The sequence below is a fragment of the Pseudomonas mohnii genome, from assembly GCF_900105115.1.
In the GTDB taxonomy this organism is placed as follows: domain Bacteria; phylum Pseudomonadota; class Gammaproteobacteria; order Pseudomonadales; family Pseudomonadaceae; genus Aquipseudomonas; species Aquipseudomonas mohnii.
The window spans coordinates 5,906,690-5,924,957 of sequence record NZ_FNRV01000001.1 but is presented as its reverse complement, the minus strand read 5'-3'; the positions used below and the strand labels follow the sequence as shown (position 1 = coordinate 5,924,957).

The following is an 18,268-nucleotide window of genomic DNA, read 5'->3' as shown; positions in this document are numbered from 1 at the left end:
CATAAAAAAGGGCCTGCTCCCCACAAGGAGCAGGCCCTTTTTAATGCCTGATAGACCTGCTGACCGACGTTCACATTTGCCAGCGAACTTGACCGCAAAGGCCGCTGCGTCAGGCGCTTTTTTAACGTTTGACCGACAGATTCGTCTGGGTCATGCGGCTACGGATCGTGAACACGCCATCGCCCGAGAGAATCGCGCTACGGGCAAACAGGCGTCCGCTTTCCCAGTTCGACAGGCCCAGCTCGGGCTTGTTGAGCGCGTACTGGCCATCGACCCAACGGGTAATGCCATTGCCGACAAAGGGCGCATTGACCGCATTGTAGAAACGCTCCTGGGTCGCCGCGTCTTCGCTGAGCAGCGACACGGTGAACTGAGGGCTGTAGCGATTGAACAAGGCGATGGCGCTGTCCAGGTCGTCGACGATCTTCAGGCTCACTTCAGGGGTTTCTTCCCATTCCCACTCGCGGCCCAGCTGATCTTCCGGCAGCGGCTCGGCCAGTGCTTCGGTGCGATAGCCTTCAGCACGGTAGACCTCGACGGTCGCGCCTTGCCACTGCGCCGGCAGGAACGTTTCGCTGCCTTCGACGATGTGCAATTTGCAGCCCTGGCCCCGCGCCTTGCCGGCCTGTTGCAGTGCGTCCAGAAACAGTGGCACCAGTTCGGCGGCGCGGTCGCGGTGGATCAGGCAGACGTTGAGGGTATTGCAGACCTTGCGGTCGAGGGAGTTGCGCACCACCGCGGCGAAACGCGTGGCGTCGGCGTCTCTGTGGGCGATCAACCAGGCGCCACCGGTGCCGTGCAGGCTGACGGCAGTGCCGGCCTGTTGCGCGATGCTGCCCAACTGGCTGACGGCGCGACCCGAACCCCGGGCCACCGCCAGCGATAGACGGCGGTCGGCAAACATCGCCCAACCGGCGGCATGATTGACGCTCTCCACCAGCGACACCGCACCGGTCGGCAACCCTGCGTCGGCCAGCGCCGGATTCAACGCGTGAGTGACGATGGCCTGGGCGGTGCCCAAGGCATCACTGCCAATGCGCAGTACGGCAGTGTTACCGGTGCGCAGCACACCGGCGGCGTCGGCGAAGACGTTCGGCCGGCCTTCGAAGACGAACGCGACAATGCCCAGCGGCGAAACCACCTGCTCGACTTTCCAGCCGTCATGCTCGACGCAGCTGACCACTTGGCCGCGGGTGGCCGCGGCATCGCGCCAGGCGCGCAGGCCGGCAATCATGTCGCGGCGCATGCGCTCATCGGCCAGCAAACGGGTGGTCGAACGACCGCGAGCCTTGGCCCGTTCGATGTCAGCCAGGTTGGCCGCCTCGATCAAGGCCCAGCACTCCGGGTTTTCCAGACGTTGGGCAAACAGATCGAAGAAGGTGCTGATGGCTTGATCCGACACCAACGACATTGCGGTAAACGCCGCTTCGGCACGGGCAATCGCGACGGACGCCGCCTGCTGGTCAGCCACTGGAATCAGCAGCAGTTCACCGCTGACCTGCTCCACCAACAGGTGGTCACCGGGCTGGAAGCGTGCCGCCAGTTCGGGGCTGACCACAGTGACACGATTACCAGCGAAAGGGATCGGCGTGCCAGCGACTAGACGTTCGAGCGCGAGAGACATGAAGCAGTATCACCATGCAATGGGCGGGCGGAAAATGTATAGCAAAAGTCCCTGAGCGTCATCCGCCGTTGGCCAGCACCGATGATCGTAAAACCCTCTGCCCGGGCCCGGCCCGCCTACGCTTAAAGCGCGTACCCGCGTTTCCTGTTTTCGACGGAGGCCGTCATGAGCGATGAATTCACCAGCCATGGCGCAGCGCTTGACGACGAAGGAATGGAAAATGCCCTGGACCTGGCCAAAGTCAGCGCTGCGCAACTCTGGGCTGTGCTAGCAGTAGAAACCTCCGGCAACGGATTCTTTTCCGACCGGCGCCCGAAAATCCTTTACGAACGTCACGTCTTCAGCCGCTTGACCCATCAGACGTTTGACGCACAACACCCCGATATCAGCAGCAAATCCCCCGGCAGCTACGGCGCAACGGGCGCGCATCAATATGATCGGCTGAATCAGGCCATCAGCCTGAACCGCAACGCGGCCCTGCAAAGCGCTTCCTGGGGACTGGGCCAGACGATGGGCTTCAATTTCGCCGCAACGGGGTCGGCGGATGTCGAGGCGATGATCAAGCGCATGGTTGCATCCGAAAACGAACAACTGCTGTGCACCGTGAACCAACTGATCGAGGGGGGATCGGTCGCGGCGCTGCGGGCCAGGGACTGGGTGAACTTCGCCCGTCGTTACAACGGCCCCAACTACGCCATCAACAACTACGACTTGCGACTCAGCGCCGCGTATCAAAAGTTCTCTTATGGGGGCACGCCGGACCTGCGAATCCGTATGGCGCAAACCTACCTCACGTACCTGGGCTGGCACCCTGGCGCCATCGACGGCATCGTCGGCAAGCAGACCCGGGACGCAATGAACCTGTTCCAGGCCAAGGAAGGACTGGACTCGACCACGGTGCTCAATGACGAAACCCTGGAACATTTGCGCAACCGGGTCCTGGCGTTATCGGACTGACTCGATGCCCACGCAAACGGCCCCGCAGGTGCAGCGGGGCATGGGACCTCAGACCGCCGATTGCAGGCGCGAATGGAGCAAGCCCTTGACCGTGCGCATCACGGCGGCATTCGCCTGCTCCATCTGAGCCACCTGCTTCAAGGCTTCTTCCAGCTCGCCACGGGCATGGGCTTGCATCGCCGCCTGGCCGCTGCTGTGCACCAGACGATGCGGCACCTCCATGCGCCGGAAATCCGCGTTACGCTCGGCCTCGTTGCCTTCGCCGTAATACCACTGGCCGAACAGGCACTCGGTTTCATCTGGCAGGGTCAAGGGCGAACCGGGCTTGGGATTGAGCAGGCGGTCATACACCGTGACCTTGAGCGTCAGCTCCTGCAGGTTGGCCAGCTCGACGTTGGACAACAGGTGCGACTGGTCGATTTCCCGCTGCATCAGCTGCGCTTCGCTGTACATGCCGGCCATGGCTTCGGCGGTTTTATCGATCACCGCGCCGAAGGCACTGGAAATCTGGCTCTGTTGCGAAATCGCCTGTTTGGCCTGGCTGATTTCCTGCTGGATGGCCGAAGTTTCCTTAACGATTTCCCGGGTCGCTTCGGCGGTTTTCTCCGCCAGCAGGCGCACCTCCCCGGCCACCACCGCGAAGCCGCGCCCGGTGTCCCCGGCGCGCGCGGCTTCGATGGCTGCATTGAGCGCCAACAGGTTGGTTTTACGGGCAATGTCGCTGATCAAATCGACGATGCGATCAATCTCACTGGCCCGGCCGACCAAATGAGTGATCACGCCTTCCAGCGCATCCAGCCCGGCGGCCATGACCCGCGATTGTTCTTGCAGATGACCGACCTGCTCGCGATTGTCGATGGCGGCGCGGGCCACGGTTTGCGCCCGTTGGTGATTGAGCTTGAGGCGCTGGTTGAGCATCGAGAAGGATTCGCTGACCGGCGACAACGAGTTACCGCAGGTCAACAGGTGTTGCGCCAGGCCACGGAAGAAGTCGCGATCACGTCGATCGGCCTGGTGCGCGATCAGAAGCGCGTCGTCCGGGGATGCCACGACCGTCGGTTGCGGCACCGCCGCGGAGGGCTCAACGCTATGCCCGGCGGTTTTCCTGCGCCATGTGAAATTCATCGTCACTCCCCCTGCCCATGACGCAACGCGTCAAAAGCGCGGACGATACGAATGAACGGCACCGGGTAACAGATCCAATTTGACGAATTAACCGCACGCCACCACACCGCCAATGTCCTGTGGGAGCGAGCTTGCTCGCGATAGCGGTGGGTCAGCCACCCTCAATGCTGGATGCGCAACCGTCATCGCGGGCAAGCCCGCTCCCACAGGAGGGCGGTGATGACTCGGGATGGTTGCGTATCAAAGTGTGTACAGCCCTGCCCCAGACACACCCCGCACTTAAAACCCCACCCCAAAGACACACCGCAGATACACCCGGTTGATGAAATGCGCCTGTCGATTGGCCAAGCCGATCCTTGCGCCGAACGGGCGCACAGTCGCCCGACATCCCTGATCTGTAGGAGACCCCTGTCCATGAGCACTTTCATTTCATCCACCGTCAAAGGCCTGCACCTGAACCTTGACCGCGCCGGCACCTGGATCGCGCCTTTGACCCTGCGGATTTTTCTGGCCTGGGAGTTCTTCGAATCCGGACTGGAAAAATTCAATGGCGAAAACTGGTTCGCCGACATCCAGGACCGCTTCCTGTTTCCGTTCAACCACCTGCCGGCCACGTTGAACTGGGAACTGTCGATGTGGGTGGAATTGATCTGCGCCCTCGCCTTGCTGGTGGGCCTGGCCACACGCTTTTCGGCGATCAGCCTGATGGTGGTCACCATCGTCGCCACCGCCGCTGTTCACTGGCCGGCCGATTGGTCGACCTTGAGTGACCTGGCCCAGGGTTACTCGATCACCAACAAAGGCTATGGCAACTTCAAACTGCCGCTGATTTACCTCGCGGCGCTGGTACCACTGGTGCTGTCAGGCCCTGGCAAGTTCAGTCTCGATGCGCTGCTGGCCCGATGCTTCTGGCGCCGTAGCCCTGTCTGAATCAACACCTGTAGGAGCCAGCCTGCTGGCGATGGACTCAAGCACGCCGCGTTCATCCAGACCACACGCGTTATCGTTGACGTCCATCGCGAGCGAGCTCGCTCCTACAAGAGACCATGCCCAGGCATGGGTCACGCAATACCTGTAGGAGCCAGCCTGCTGGCGATGGTCTCCAGTACGCCGCGTTCATCCAGATCACACGCGTTATCGTTGACGTCCATCGCGAGCGAGCTCGCTCCTACAAGAGACCATGCCCAGGCATGGGTCACGCAATTCCTGTAGGAGCCAGCCTGCTGGCGATGGACTCAAGCACGCCGCGTTCATCCAGATCACACGCGTTATCGTTGACGTCCATCGCGAGCGAGCTCGCTCCTACAAGAGACCATGCCCAGGCAGGGGTCACGCAATACCTGTAGGAGCCAGCCTGCTGGCGATGGACTCAAGCACGCCGCGTTCATCCAGATCACACGCGTTATCGTTGACGTCCATCGCGAGCGAGCTCGCTCCTACAGAGGTCAGTCAGCGGCAAATCGGGCAAATAATCGTCCATTCAGGCCAAACCCCTTGGTTGTTTGGGTCTATACATAACTGTACGCAGTGGGCCGACAACAAGAGGCACAGGCCGTGGACAGCAAGGGTTCGGGCACGAATCTGGCCTTTTGGTTGCCAGGCAGTGCGGTCATCCTGAGTCTGGTGGTATCGATGTTCGCCCTCAACCGCGAACCCTTCCTGGAACCGCGCCCCATCGGTGCGCAATTCCAGGCGCAACTGCCTATCGAAGCACGGCTCTGGCAGGACCCTTTCGACGCGGTCGAGCGCTATCGCAAAAAGCTCGGCGACAGCAAAAACCCTGATGCCGAGAACGTGTGCAGCCCCGACCTTTCGCCACTGTCCGGCGCAAAACAGGCGCCCGATATCATGGTCGCGCTGGTCGAGGGCGGCCCCTACGCCGATGAGGTCGAGCGTCGCCGGCGCATTCGCTACGCCTTGCTCGCCGGCTTCAAGAATTCCCATCGAGTGCCGGATCAGGAGCAGTACATTCACTGCCTGAGACTGGCCGACAACCTGTCCCCCGATGCGCCACAGAAAAACGCCGTCGTCGACGCGCCCTACGAAGTGTTCGTCTCCAACCCCTTCGATCCGCCGACCGCGCTGGAAGGCGCCTCACCACCTGCGGACCGCACGATCGTGTTCTGGTTGAAACAGGACGCCCTCGGTGCGACGCCGTTGCAAAACCTGGAAACCCTGCGCCAGACCCTGAATCACAAAGTCACTGCGGCGTGCGCGCCAACTGGCTGCTCCGAACAGCCGGAGCGCGCCGTGCTGAAGGTCATCGGGCCGTCGACCTCGACGGTGCTGCGAGACATGTTCCAGGATCAGGACATCGGCAAGGCCACGCCGAATGTGGAAATCTACTCACCGTTGGCCACCGCCGATAACGAAACCCTGGATCGCGGCTACCAACGGCTGTCACCGCCGCTGGTCAATCGGCCACCCATGAAGTTGCTGCGCACCGTCAGCGACGACGGCACCATGACCCAATTGATGCTCGACGAGCTGAAGTTGCGCCGCGTCGACCCGGCCGCCGGCGTGCGTTGTAGCGACGGTACCCAGCGCCGGGTCGATTCACCCTGCACGCGCACGCTACGGCGCAGCGACAACCGCATCGCCTTGATTTCCGAGTGGGACAGTTTCTACAGCCGCGCGCTGATCGAGAGCTTCAAGCTGCAAGTGGCCCGCGACGCGCACCTGAATGACAGCGAAAAGAACCCGCGTGAAGCGGTCGACCAATGGATTTTGCGCTTCAGCTATTTACGCGGCCTGGATGGGCGCCTGCCGGAAGAGTCGGCGAGCACCGACAAAACCGCCAGCACCGATGCCGGCAAAAACACACCCGGCAGCCCCCCGATCGACCTCAGCCCGCTGGAAAAGGCCGACGGTAATGCTCAGCTCGACTACCTGCGACGCCTGGCCGACCACATCGCCCGCGAAGACGAGGCCTATCGACGCAATGGCGAAAGCGGCATCGGTGCCATCGGCATACTGGGCGTCGATGCCTACGACAAGCTGCTGGTGTTGCAGGCACTCAAGACCCGGATGCCCTACAAACTGTACTTTTCCACCGACCTCGATGCCCGCATGCTGCAACGGGGCCAGGCGCAGACCACCCGCAACCTGATCCTGGCGGCCCCTTACGGGCTCACCCTGACGCGCGCCCTGCAACAAGACGTGCCGCCGTTCCGCGACAGCCTGCAAAGTGCGGTGTTTGTCTCGGTGCTGGCGGCGCTGGCGCCGCAGTCGTTCGATGCCAAGCGCGCGAAGTTCGACTACTCCAAATCGGAGCTGCTATCGCCGGGCATTTATGAAATCGGCATCAGTGGTTTCATTCCTCTGGCGACCCGGCTTAGCGCCTCACGCCCGGCCAATTGCCAGGCGCCGACCCAATCGCAATCCGATCGCGGCATCCGCCCCCACGACCTGATGGCCCTGCGCTGCCTCCAGGACCCTTCGCCCCCTCCCTACCCCGAACCGTCCCCGTCGATCCGCGAGCGTTTCAAACAAACCCAATCCTTTTTCTGGGCCGGGCCGCTGACGTTCTCCTTGCTGATGATCGCCAGTTTCATCCTCTGGTGGCGGATCGAAGGTCCGCAGGACGATCACGACGCGCGGCTGGCCTGGGTGCGCGGCGTGCCGATCAGCCTGTTCATGGTCGCGGCGGTGTGCGCCTTCATCGCCACGCGCTTCTGGCACGCGGAGTTTCTCTGGTTCACCTTCGTGTTGATCCTGCTGGGCATCCTGTCATTGAACCTGACCCGGCGCTCCACCCGAAAACTGGCGCTGGCCGAGGATCCGATGGCCAGTCCTGTCCCGGCCTCCGACGACGCCTGGGTGTGGTACATCGTGGTTCCGCTGGTGATGTTCATCCTCGCGCTGATGCTGGCGTACCAGATGCGCAGCACCCTGACCGACAACGGCCTGGGCGAGCCGATGTTTCTGTTCGAAGGCATCAGTGCCTGGCCGACCGTGGCGTTGCGCTTGCTGGCGGTGCTGATATCCATCTCGGCATTGACCTGGGGCTGGCGCAAGTTGCGCATCAACCGCGCCGAGATCGAAACCACCTTTCACTTGCGCCTGCACATGCGCAAATACGAGATGACCTTGTGGGGCCAGGTTCGACGCTTGCTGCGCCGTGGCAAAGGCTGGAGCTTGCGGCGCTGGTGCAATGAACTGGGTCACTGGTTGCTGCTGATATTTTTCCCGTTGATGAGCGCCAGCGAGGACTGGTCAAAACCCTGTGCGTCGGCTCAGGTCAATTGCACCGACGGGCGCAAGATGATCTCCATTGCACGCTTCTGGGGCGAGCATTGCATCTGTGGTTCATTCGGTGCCCGCATGCTGCGGGCGGGCCTCGCCACCTGGCTTTACGTGGTCGTGACCAGCGTACTGTTTGTCGTCTGGCCCATGGAAGGCATGCCCGTTCGCGGTCAATCGATCTGGTGGATGGTGAGCTGGCTGATTCCCACCCTGACGTTCCAGGTTCTGGTGTTCTGGGTCATGGACGCCAATCTGCTGTTGACCCGATTTATCCGCCATCTCAGCGAGCATCATGCGATCTGGCCGGGTTCGTTGCAGGCTGAGCACAAGAAAATCTTCGGAACGCTCAAGCACCCCTGTATCGATGAGTGGGTGGATATGCAGCTGATCGCCAAGCGCACCTCGGCCGTCAACCGACTGATTTACGCGCCGACGGTGGTCATGTTGATCCTGGTGGCCTCACGCAGCAGCCTGTTCGACAACTGGCCGACACCGCCCGGCCTGGTCATTTCCTACCTGGTCACGGCGCTGTTGCTGCTCGGTTCCGCGCTGTCACTGCGACGCGCCGCAGAAAAGGCCCGCACCCGGGCCTTGCAGCGACTCGACGCCTACCTGCTGGAAACCCAGGAATCCTCGCCCTGCTACGGCAAGTTCAAGATGATCCGCGAGCGGGTGGCGACGCTCAATACCGGCTCCTTCTCACGCTATGCCGAAGACCCGCTGATCAAGGCCTTGCTGTTGTCGCTGACCGGGATTGGCGGCTCGGCGATTGTCGATGCGCTGAATTTTGCAAAGTTTTAAGGCGCAGCCCCCTGGATCAGAAGCCTTGCGATTGCTGTTGCACGTCAATCGCAAGGTTGATGCCCCTGATCATTTCGCGGCAAGCGGCGCCCATTCGAACCGATAGGACCTGGGGGACGGTCCTGGCTGGCATTGACCGTTATCGGCATCGGCGCCGACGATCGACCACTGTGCACGGGAGTTTTCGCCCAGTTCATGGGCGGCTTCGGGCTTGAAGCACCGGGTCAGGACTTCGTCCGGCACCAGGGCATAGGCCTGCGGGTGCTCGCGCAGCCATTGGGCGGCCCTTTCGACCGTGGAGTTGTCCATGCCGAAATGCACGATTGGCTGGCGGGCGAACAACCAGTGCCCCTCCTCCCAATTGACCAGCACCAGGTCCGCACCGTGGCTCATGGTCGCGGCCTGGGACATGATCGCCTGATCCGGGTTGACGCCATCGGCGAACGGTTCGATAAACCCGCGGGCGAACCACAACACGAACCAGCCTGCCACCAGGGCCGGAAATGCCCGGCGCAGGCGCGGACGCCGCTTGAACCAGCGCTGCAGCAGCCAGGGAATCAGCGGCGCGGCCGCCAGTACCAGTCCCGGTAGCGCCGGGTAGATGTACAACTTGCGCTTGCCGGCACTGATGCAAAAGAACAGCACCACCAGCGTGACCCAACCGAGCAGCACCAGCACCCGACCGTCACGCTTTTGCAGCTGACGGCGCCAGGCCGGCACCAGCCATGGCAAGGCCAGTACCAACGGCAGCCAGTATTGCGGAATGACGTTGGTGAAGAAGTACCAGAACGGTTCGCGGTGATGCCACGAGTTGGCGTAGCGCCCGGCCGTCTGGCGCAAGAGGATTTCCCGGGCATAAGCCACCTCGTCAGCGCCGCCGTTGAGCACGATGGACAAGGCCAGGGGTAACAGCCAGACCGCAATCGCCGCCAGCATTACCAGCAACCCGAGCCACCATTTGCGCGCCTGGCCCGGCATGGCCACCACGCCCGACCAATCCTTGCGTACCGCATAGGCATAAGGGATCAGCATCAGCGCCGGCAGAAAGCCCACGCCTTTGGTGATCACGCCGATGCCCATGGCCGCGCAACCCACATAGAACCAACGCCATGCCGGCCCCAGCAACAAATGACGGGCCAGGCCGTACAGCCCCAGCGTGGTGAACAGAATCAGAAAACTGTCGATCTGCCCGGTGCGCAGGATGCTGTAGGTCTGGTAGGTCGCCAGGTACAACAGCGCGGCGTTACGCCCGATGCGCTGGCTCCACAACCGGCGGCCCAGGTCATAGACCATCGCCGTGACGGTCACGGCGGAAAACAGCCCCGGAATATACAACGCGATGTTGGGCTTACCCGTGAGCCAGGTGAAGAACGCCACCGTCCACATGAAGATCGGCGGCTTGTCACCGTAGATTTCTGCGGCGCGGTGTGGAATCAGCCACGAACCGTTTTGCAGCATCTCCAGGGCCACGCCGAGGAAACGTTCTTCATCGACATTCTGCGCTTCACGCAGCCCCAGGCCGGCACCGACCAAAAGCAGGGCGAGCAGCATCAGGGCCAGGCATTCGACGCGGGGCGACAGGGTTCGACGCATGATTCATTCCTTGAGGTGTTTGCTTTTCGCAATCAATTGCAAGTTGCGCAGATACACGATGGAGCCAAAGGCCTGACCGGCAATGAACACCGGGTCCTGTCGGTAAATGGCGTACGCAAACAGCAATGTGCTGCCGACGATGCTCAAGTACCAGAAGCTCACCGGGATCACGCTGCGTTTTTTGTACTCACTGTACAGCCACTGCAGGACGAAGCGGCCGGTGAACGCAATTTGCCCGGCAAAGCCGATCACCAGCCACAGCACTTCGCGCGACAGGGTCATCCCTCGACCTCCTGGGCCTGGGTGTTGAGCCGAGTGCGCTTGATCAGCCACCAGACGCCGATCAGGTCGAGAATGCCGACAAGGGCGCGGTCGATATTGCCGTACTTGGACACACCGGCAGTGCGGTGCCGGTGGTTGACCGGATGGACGATCATTCGGCCATTGTGGCGCTGGATCAGTGCTGGAATGTACCGATGCATATGGTCGAAATACGGCAGGCGCAAAAACGCCGCGCGTTGAATCAGTTTCAAGCCACAGCCAGTGTCGGGCGTGGCGTCCTTGAGCAGGCGGCTGCGCAGGCCATTGGCGAAACGCGAAGCCCAGCGCTTGCTCGCGGTGTCGCGGCGGTTGGTGCGGTGACCGGCCACCAATTGCACCTCGCCCCTGCCTCGCCCGCCGCGCACCAGCGCCAGCATGCCCGGGATGTCCGCCGGGTCGTTCTGCCCGTCGCCATCGAGGGTCGCCAGCCACTGCCCCCGGGCCTCACGCGCCGCATGATAGAGCGAGGTGCTTTGGCCCAGCGAGCGATCATGGTGCAGGATGCGTAACTGGCTCAGACCATTGTTTTTGGCCTGCAGTAATTCGTGCAAGGTCGCGTCGGTACTGCCATCGTCGACCACGATGATTTCATAAGACTCGTCGGCCAGCGCCACGCGGACTTCCTCAAGCAAGGGCTTGAGATTGTTCGCTTCGTTCTTCGCGGGGATCAGTACCGATACAAAAATGTCCTGGCTCATGGTGTCTCCCTCGCCTTGTGGTTTTTCCGCTGTCAAAGGCGAACGTTTCAAATTTGATAAAACTGCCGATACCACGTCACAAACGCCCCTACGCCGGCTGCAACCGGGACTTGAGGGTGGAAGTCGACCCATTCGGTCAGCGCCGAGACATCGGCCCAGGTCTTGACCACATCGCCAGCCTGCAGCGGTAGATAGTTACGTTGCGCCGGCATCCCCAGCGCCGCTTCCAGGCAGTCGACGAACTCCAGCAGCGCCACTGGCTGGCCGCGACCGATATTGAACAACCGGTTGGCGCCCGCGCCGGGCTCATCCGCCAGCGGCGGGCGCGTGCGCAAACGGGCGATGCTTTCGACGATGTCGTCGATATACGTGAAATCCCGCGCCATCCGCCCCTGGTTATAGATGTCGATCGGCAAACCTTTGAGCATGGCCTCGGTAAACCTGAACAGCGCCATGTCGGGTCGGCCCCATGGCCCGTAAACCGTGAAGAAGCGCAGCCCGCTGGCCTTGAGGCCGTACAGGTGGCAATAACTCTCGGCCAGCAGCTCATTGGCGCGTTTGGTCGCGGCGTACAGCGAAACAGGGTGATCGACCGCGTCTTCGACACTGAACGGCATTTTGCTGTTGCTGCCGTACACCGAGCTGCTCGAGGCGTAGATCAGATGCTCAGGGCGATGGTGCCGGCAGGCTTCCAGCACATTGAGAAAGCCCACCAGGTTTGATTGGGCGTAAACGTCGGGATTGTCCAGGGAGTAGCGCACACCGGCCTGGGCGGCCAGATGCACCACTTCGCTAAACGGCTGATCGCGAAACAACGCCATCAACGCCGGCTTATCGACAATGTCCATTTTCTCGAAACGAAAGCCCGGCAAACACTCCAGTTCCTTGAGTCGTGCGCGCTTGAGCGTGACGTCGTAATAGTCATTGAGGTTGTCGATGCCAACCACTGCATGGCCGTCCAGACATAGACGCCGGGCGGTGTGAAATCCAATGAACCCGGCGACGCCGGTGACGAGAACCGTCACTGGCCAGTACGCCACGATGGCGCACCGACCGGTGCAGTGTTGCTGCTCAATACCCACGCCTGCTTCATGCTTCTGTTCCTGCCCATGACGTTTCTGATGCGTGACTCCGTCATGAAGCTTATAAAACAGAAATGTTTCAGTTTCGGTGGTTCAGAAAAACTTGATCGGATTATTTCGCATCCCCGTCACGGGGCTTATAAAACCGGAACAAGCCGATTTCAGCGGTCTTGACGTACTTGTCCGCCCAATCGGGCTTGACGGTGCGGTCGTGGAAATACAACGCGCCGCCCGTGTGGTCCGGCAATTGTTTGTTCAGCGCCTTGCGTGCGATTTCCTTGGCGATCGCGTAGGGAGCCTCCTCCTGAGCCGAGTCGGACTTGCCGTCACACCACCAGGAGAACTGGCAGCTCTTGGTTTCCGAGCCCTGTTTGACCACCGCGCACACCGTATCCGGGAAGCCTTCGTGACCCAGTCGGTTCATCACCACATTGGCGACGGCCTCCATGTCGGTGGAGTCCTTGCCCTTGGCTTCCCAGTAGATCGAACGGGCCAGACAGGTGATCGCGTCGTCCATGGGTGCTTTGCCCGCCGGATCGACTGCCTGGACTTCAGGTTGGGTAATGGCTTGAGACTTGGGTACCGGTGCCGGACTGCTGTTATCCGCAGCCTTTTGCTCCAGGACCTGGGCCTTGTCTTTGGCGACTTGTTGTTTTTGATCCTGATCGCTGGCGAAGGCCGGGCCGACCAGCAGCGTTATTGCGAGGCAGGTTGCAATCCAGTCGAGGCGCATGATGGGAAGAACTCAGTGGGCAATATCGATTCAGTGTAGTAGTGAACGGATTGCATGCCCCCCCACAACATTCTGGAAAATCCACTGCCTTTGATGGGGTAATTTCGCGCATCATGGGCGCAGTCAGCTCAAGGGGGATTTCCATGCGTTCACTATCATCCGCAATGCGCTTTACCGGGTTGTCACTGGGTCTGCTGTTCGCCTCCAGCGCGATGGCGGGCGAAGAGTCACAGCTGATCGAATCGATCAATGCCTACCGCAGCCAGTTGCAACGGTGCGCCGGTCAAGTGTCGTCGGAGCTGCCGCCGCTGTCGGCCGACCCGCGCCTGGCGCTGTCCGCCACCAGCATCGGCAATTTGCAGCAGGCCATGGTGACCGCCGGTTACCCCATGAAGAACGTGCAGGCGATCAGCTTGTCCGGGCCCCGTGATGCGGCCTCGGCGATGAAAGCGATACAGGAGAGTTTTTGCCAGATCGTGCTGGACCCGCAATTCGTCGATGTCGGTGTCAGCCATCAGGACCGTGACTGGCGAATCGTCGTCGCCCGTCCGTTGCTCAGCGCACGCTTGGGCGACTGGCAGACCGAAGGCCAGAAACTGCTGGCCGAACTCAACATCGCTCGCAGCAAAGCGCGCCAATGTGGCACGCAGCCCTTCGGCGCCACCGCGCCGCTGACCTGGAACGCCACGCTGGCGACCGCCGCCGAAGCGCACGCGCGCAACATGGCCAATAAAAACTTCTTCGACCACAAGGACCTGGATGGCCGCACACCGGGCGACCGGGCGGAACTGGCGGGCTACGACTTCCAGCAGATCGGCGAGACCATCGCCGCCGGGCAGGACACCGTGCGCAAGGTGGTCGATGGCTGGCTGGACAGCCCCAGTCATTGCGCCAACGTGATGAACCCGCTGTTCCGTGATCTGGGCGCGGCCTACGCGACCGATCCGAAGAGCGATGCGGGGATTTACTGGACGGTGATGTTCGGGGCGCAGTAAGGGCCTGACCTGAAACGACCTCTGTGGCGAAGGAACTTGTCGGACTGTTATGACCGACAAGCCCGCTCCCACAGCGATGCACACAGCGGACGTTGACCTGATTGAGGTCATCGATCGTTTGACGCAGAAAAGAACAGGAATGCGCGTTTAATATCGCCTTATCACTCATTGCACCCCCGCTACCGACGACATCCATTAGAATTTTTTATTCTTGTTCATCAATAACTTAAACAACCAGAAAGCCAATACCGGAAGAAAAAAAGCTCTTCATAGATGCCGTCGATCAACCGGTTACTCATAGTGATTGGACGTTCTCCAGAGTTGCACTTAGCCTCTCCTCAACAAATCCGCACATCACGTCATTCGTCACTGTAGCAGCGAGCTCCTACAGGTTTTGCGGACATTCATTCAATACGTGCGGCGCCACCTGAGGAAATCATGTCAGAGCGAGTCTTGGTCGATGGGTTCTCCCGGCGGGTGGACTACCTGCGCATGTCGGTCACCGATCGCTGCGATTTCCGTTGCGTATATTGCATGGCCGAGGACATGCAGTTCCTGCCCCGGCAGCGCGTGCTGACCCTGGAAGAGATCTATCAGGTGGCCCACAGTTTCGTCGCACTGGGCACCCGCAAGATCCGCCTGACCGGGGGCGAACCGCTGATCCGCCCGGGTGTGGTGCAACTGTGCCAGAAGATCGCCGCCCTGCCCGGCCTGCGCGAACTGTGCATGACCACCAACGGTTCGCAGTTGGCCAGACTGGCTGAGCCGTTGTTCGAGGCCGGGGTCAAGCGCCTCAATATCAGCCTCGATTGCCTCGACCCGCAACGCTTTCGCGAACTGACCCGCACCGGTGAACTGGCGCAGGTCATCAAAGGCATCGACGCCGCCAACAAGGCGGGATTTCGCAACACCAAGCTCAACTGCGTGGTGATGAAGGGCCGCAACGATCACGAGATCAATGACCTGGTGAGCTTTGCCATCGACCGTCACCTGGACATCTCCTTCATTGAAGAAATGCCCTTGGGCACCATCCTCGAACACAGCCGCGCCGAGTCGTTTTTCTCCAGTGCCCAGGTACGTGAAAAAATCGCCGAACGCTACACTTTGATTGATTCCGCCGAGTCGACCCAGGGCCCTTCGCGCTACTGGCGCCTGGCCGAAGCGCCGCACATTCGCCTGGGGTTCATTTCGCCCCACAGCCACAATTTTTGCGCCACCTGCAACCGGGTGCGGCTGACCGTGGAGGGTCGCCTGCTGCTGTGCCTGGGCAACGAGCACGCGGTCGACCTCAAGGCCGTCTTGCGCAGCCACCCCGGCCAGCCCGAACGCCTGGAACACGCCATCATCGAGGCGATGAAACTCAAACCTTATCGGCACCATTTCGAAGTGAACGACGATGTCCAGGTGGTTCGCTTCATGAACATGACAGGCGGCTGAAAGACCATGATCGTCAGACCCAAACCCAACCTGATCGGTGTCCTGACATCACTCAAGGGCTCGATCGCCAAGCGCATTGCCCTGCGCAGCCTGATGGTGACGCTGCTGGCCTCGGCCATCGTGCTGATCGAAACGCTGCACCCCAGCTACTTTTCCAAGGTCAGTGCGACACCCTTCACCCTGCTGGGTTTGTCGCTGTCGATCTTCATGAGCTTTCGCAACAACGCCTGTTATGACCGCTGGTATGAAGCGCGCAAGGCGTGGGGCGACATCATCGTGGAAGTCCGGTCGATGATTCGCGAAACCCGGGTCATCAAGGACGCCCGTGAACGACACACGATCCTCGGCAACCTCTGCGGCTTCGCCCATGCGCTTAACGCCCGGTTGCGCAAGGAGAACGAACTGGCCGCCAGCGGTGACTGGTTGCAGCCAATTCCCAAGGGCGGCACCCAGGACATCAGCGGGCAAATACTGATGCAGGTTGGCCAACAGTGCTCGGCACTCAGCGAGTCGGGCGCCATCAATGAATGGCGCTACACCATCATCTCCGGTCACCTGTCCAACCTGACCCGCGCCCAGGCGATCTGTGAACGGATCAAAAACACCCCGCTGCCGTTCCCGTACACCTTGCTGCTGCACCGGACCATCTATCTGTTCTGCATCCTGTTGCCGTTTGCGATGGCCGAACCCCTGGGCTGGCTGACACCCATTTTCACCGCGATCGTCAGCTACACCTTTTTCGGGCTGGACGCGATTGCCGATGAATTGGAAGACCCGTTCGGACGCGACGAAAACGATCTGCCCACCGACGCCATCGTGCGCAACATCGAACGCGACATCCTGGACGCACTGGGCGTGACGGAACTGCCGCCACAACTGGAGCCGGTGGACTTTGTCCTGAACTGAAAAGCAAGCTTGCAGGAGCGCGGCTTGCCCGCGATGGCGGTCGGGCAAAACCGACTGTTCAAAGCGCCGCTTCATGGCTACAGTCACCGGCTCAAAGCGCCCCAGCACAAGGAACATTCGCTTGAGCCTCACGCCCTCCCCAAACAGCGCCCCCGAACTGACCAAGCCTGCGCCGATCAGCTTGCGAGAAGCGTTCCGTTTCTGGCTCAAGCTCGGTTTCATCAGCTTCGGCGGGCCGGCCGGACAGATTTCGATCATGCACCAGGAACTGGTCGTGCGCCGCCGCTGGATCTCCGAGCGACGCTTCCTGCATGCCCTCAACTACTGCATGTTGCTGCCCGGTCCCGAGGCCCAGCAACTGGCGACCTACCTCGGCTGGCTGATGCACCGTACCTGGGGTGGCGTGATCGCCGGTGCGCTGTTTGTGCTGCCGTCGCTGTTCATCCTGATTGCGCTGTCCTGGGTGTACATCGCCTTCGGTGAAGTGCCGGTGGTGGCCGGGCTGTTTTACGGGATCAAGCCAGCGGTGACCGCGATTGTGCTGCAAGCCGCGCACCGGATCGGCTCCCGTGCGCTGAAGAACGGCTGGATGTGGGCGATCGCCGCAGCGTCATTCGCCGCGATCTTCCTCGGCAACGTGCCGTTTCCGCTGATCGTGCTGGGCGCGGCCGTCATCGGTTACTTCGGCGGGCGCCTGGCACCGGATAAATTCACGACGGGCGGCCACGGTGCGGCGAAAAAATCTTTCGGCCCGGCACTGATCGACGACGACACGCCGCCCCCCGAACATGCCCGTTTCAGTCGCTGGTACCTGTTGCGCCTGGCGCTGATCGGCGTGGTGTTGTGGACACTGCCGATGGCGACCCTCACTGCCCTGTTCGGCTGGGAAGGCACGCTCACGCAAATGAGCTGGTTCTTCACCAAAGCGGCACTGCTGACCTTCGGCGGTGCCTACGCGGTGCTGCCCTATGTGTATCAGGGCGCGGTCGGCCACTATGGCTGGCTGACGCCGACACAGATGATCGACGGCCTGGCGCTGGGCGAAACCACGCCGGGGCCGCTGATCATGATCGTGGCCTTCGTCGGTTTTATCGGTGCCTATGTCCATCAAGTGTTCGGCCCTGATCAGGCGTTTGTCGCCGGCGCCCTCGCGGCCACGCTGGTGACCTGGTTCACTTTCCTGCCTTCGTTCCTGTTCATCCTCGCCGGTGGGCCACTGGTGGAATCCACCCATAATGAACTGAAATTCACCGCGCCACTGACGGCCATCACTGCCGCAGTGGTCGGCGTGATTCTTAACCTGGCGTGCTTTTTTGGTTATCACGTGCTGTGGCCCAAGGGCTTCGCCGGTCAACTGGACTGGCCTTCACTGGCGATCGCCATCGCCGCCGCCATTGCCTTGCTTCGGTTCAAGCGCGGAGTCATCGAAGTGTTGTTCGGTTGTGGCCTGATCGGACTGGTCGTGCACCTGCTGCATTGAATCAAAGATTTACATGTGCCCCGTTCACCCCTAGTATCCAGCCATCCCCGGATGGCTGTTTACCTGCCACCGACGTTTTCCTTCTGGAAACATGAGTCATGCGCACTTCGCCGTCAGAGCCCCACTTGCTGGATGTCTCGATCCTGACCCCCTCGCTGCTGGTCGCGGACGGCATTGCCTGATGAAACGCATCGTCAACCTCCCCATGGCCCTGCGCCGCTCAAAACTGCGTCACTCCGCACGCCCGCCGGATAGCTCCCTGCTCGCCTGA

At 61.3% G+C, this 18,268-nt stretch carries 14 protein-coding genes and 1 pseudogene; 7 read left to right on the top strand and 8 right to left on the bottom strand.

Annotation, left to right across the window (positions count from 1 at the left end; all coding sequences use genetic code 11):
• Window positions 1–121: 121 nt before the first annotated feature.
• Complete coding sequence (locus BLV61_RS27700; RefSeq protein ID WP_090468757.1) at window positions 122–1,624, bottom strand: aldehyde dehydrogenase family protein; 1,503 nt, start codon at window positions 1,622–1,624, stop codon at window positions 122–124.
• Between the two features lie 165 nt (window positions 1,625–1,789).
• Between BLV61_RS27700 and BLV61_RS27695 the strand changes: the two genes are divergently transcribed.
• Entirely contained in the window at window positions 1,790–2,581 is a 792-nt protein-coding gene (locus BLV61_RS27695) for an N-acetylmuramidase domain-containing protein (protein WP_090468755.1), read from the top strand.
• 48 nt (window positions 2,582–2,629) lie between these two features.
• On the opposite strand, the gene BLV61_RS32240 is transcribed toward BLV61_RS27695, so the two are convergent.
• Window positions 2,630–3,013, bottom strand: coding sequence for a CZB domain-containing protein (locus BLV61_RS32240; RefSeq protein ID WP_244159994.1), 384 nt, complete (start codon window positions 3,011–3,013; stop codon window positions 2,630–2,632).
• Window positions 3,014–3,052: 39 nt separating this feature from the next.
• A pseudogene (locus BLV61_RS32235) lies at window positions 3,053–3,499 on the bottom strand (methyl-accepting chemotaxis protein); the annotation flags it as partial.
• A 621-nt stretch (window positions 3,500–4,120) separates the two neighbouring features.
• Here BLV61_RS32235 and BLV61_RS27685 point away from each other — a divergent pair.
• Together BLV61_RS27685 and BLV61_RS27680 are read left to right on the top strand one after the other, a co-directional pair.
• The gene (locus tag BLV61_RS27685; protein WP_090468751.1) at window positions 4,121–4,636 is read left to right on the top strand and encodes an HvfX family Cu-binding RiPP maturation protein; all 516 of its coding nucleotides are present in this window, start codon (window positions 4,121–4,123) and stop codon (window positions 4,634–4,636) included.
• A 624-nt stretch (window positions 4,637–5,260) separates the two neighbouring features.
• Window positions 5,261–8,752, top strand: a complete 3,492-nt coding sequence (locus BLV61_RS27680) for a hypothetical protein (protein ID WP_090468749.1) — start codon at window positions 5,261–5,263, stop codon at window positions 8,750–8,752.
• A 69-nt stretch (window positions 8,753–8,821) separates the two neighbouring features.
• Here the strand turns inward: BLV61_RS27680 and BLV61_RS27675 are convergent, their stop codons facing one another.
• The 5 genes from BLV61_RS27675 to BLV61_RS27655 all read right to left on the bottom strand — a co-directional run bounded on the left by BLV61_RS27675 (window position 8,822) and on the right by BLV61_RS27655 (window position 13,179).
• Window positions 8,822–10,345, bottom strand: a complete 1,524-nt coding sequence (locus BLV61_RS27675; RefSeq protein WP_090468748.1) for an ArnT family glycosyltransferase — start codon at window positions 10,343–10,345, stop codon at window positions 8,822–8,824.
• A 3-nt stretch (window positions 10,346–10,348) separates the two neighbouring features.
• Window positions 10,349–10,627 (bottom strand): lipid-A-disaccharide synthase N-terminal domain-containing protein, encoded by a 279-nt coding sequence (locus BLV61_RS27670; protein WP_047528080.1) that lies wholly within the window; start codon window positions 10,625–10,627, stop codon window positions 10,349–10,351.
• Complete coding sequence (locus tag BLV61_RS27665) at window positions 10,624–11,364, bottom strand: glycosyltransferase family 2 protein (RefSeq protein ID WP_090468746.1); 741 nt, start codon at window positions 11,362–11,364, stop codon at window positions 10,624–10,626. The genes BLV61_RS27670 and BLV61_RS27665 overlap by 4 nt, the downstream gene beginning before the upstream one ends.
• Window positions 11,365–11,411: 47 nt before the next feature.
• On the bottom strand, window positions 11,412–12,389 hold the full coding sequence (locus BLV61_RS27660; protein ID WP_090470001.1) for an NAD-dependent epimerase/dehydratase family protein: 978 nt from the start codon (window positions 12,387–12,389) through the stop codon (window positions 11,412–11,414).
• A gap of 169 nt (window positions 12,390–12,558) precedes the next feature.
• The gene (locus tag BLV61_RS27655) at window positions 12,559–13,179 is read right to left on the bottom strand and encodes a cell wall hydrolase (RefSeq protein WP_090468744.1); all 621 of its coding nucleotides are present in this window, start codon (window positions 13,177–13,179) and stop codon (window positions 12,559–12,561) included.
• 143 nt (window positions 13,180–13,322) lie between these two features.
• Between BLV61_RS27655 and BLV61_RS27650 the strand changes: the two genes are divergently transcribed.
• From BLV61_RS27650 to chrA, 4 genes are all read left to right on the top strand, one after another.
• Window positions 13,323–14,174, top strand: a complete 852-nt coding sequence (locus tag BLV61_RS27650) for a CAP domain-containing protein (protein ID WP_090468741.1) — start codon at window positions 13,323–13,325, stop codon at window positions 14,172–14,174.
• Between the two features lie 438 nt (window positions 14,175–14,612).
• Window positions 14,613–15,611 carry a GTP 3',8-cyclase MoaA gene (gene moaA, locus BLV61_RS27645; RefSeq protein WP_090468738.1) on the top strand — a complete coding sequence of 333 codons (999 nt, stop codon included), beginning with the start codon at window positions 14,613–14,615 and terminating at the stop codon, window positions 15,609–15,611.
• Between the two features lie 6 nt (window positions 15,612–15,617).
• Complete coding sequence (locus BLV61_RS27640) at window positions 15,618–16,517, top strand: bestrophin family protein (RefSeq protein ID WP_047528072.1); 900 nt, start codon at window positions 15,618–15,620, stop codon at window positions 16,515–16,517.
• A 121-nt stretch (window positions 16,518–16,638) separates the two neighbouring features.
• Window positions 16,639–17,997 carry a chromate efflux transporter gene (gene chrA, locus BLV61_RS27635; protein ID WP_090468734.1) on the top strand — a complete coding sequence of 453 codons (1,359 nt, stop codon included), beginning with the start codon at window positions 16,639–16,641 and terminating at the stop codon, window positions 17,995–17,997.
• Window positions 17,998–18,268 lie beyond the last annotated feature (271 nt).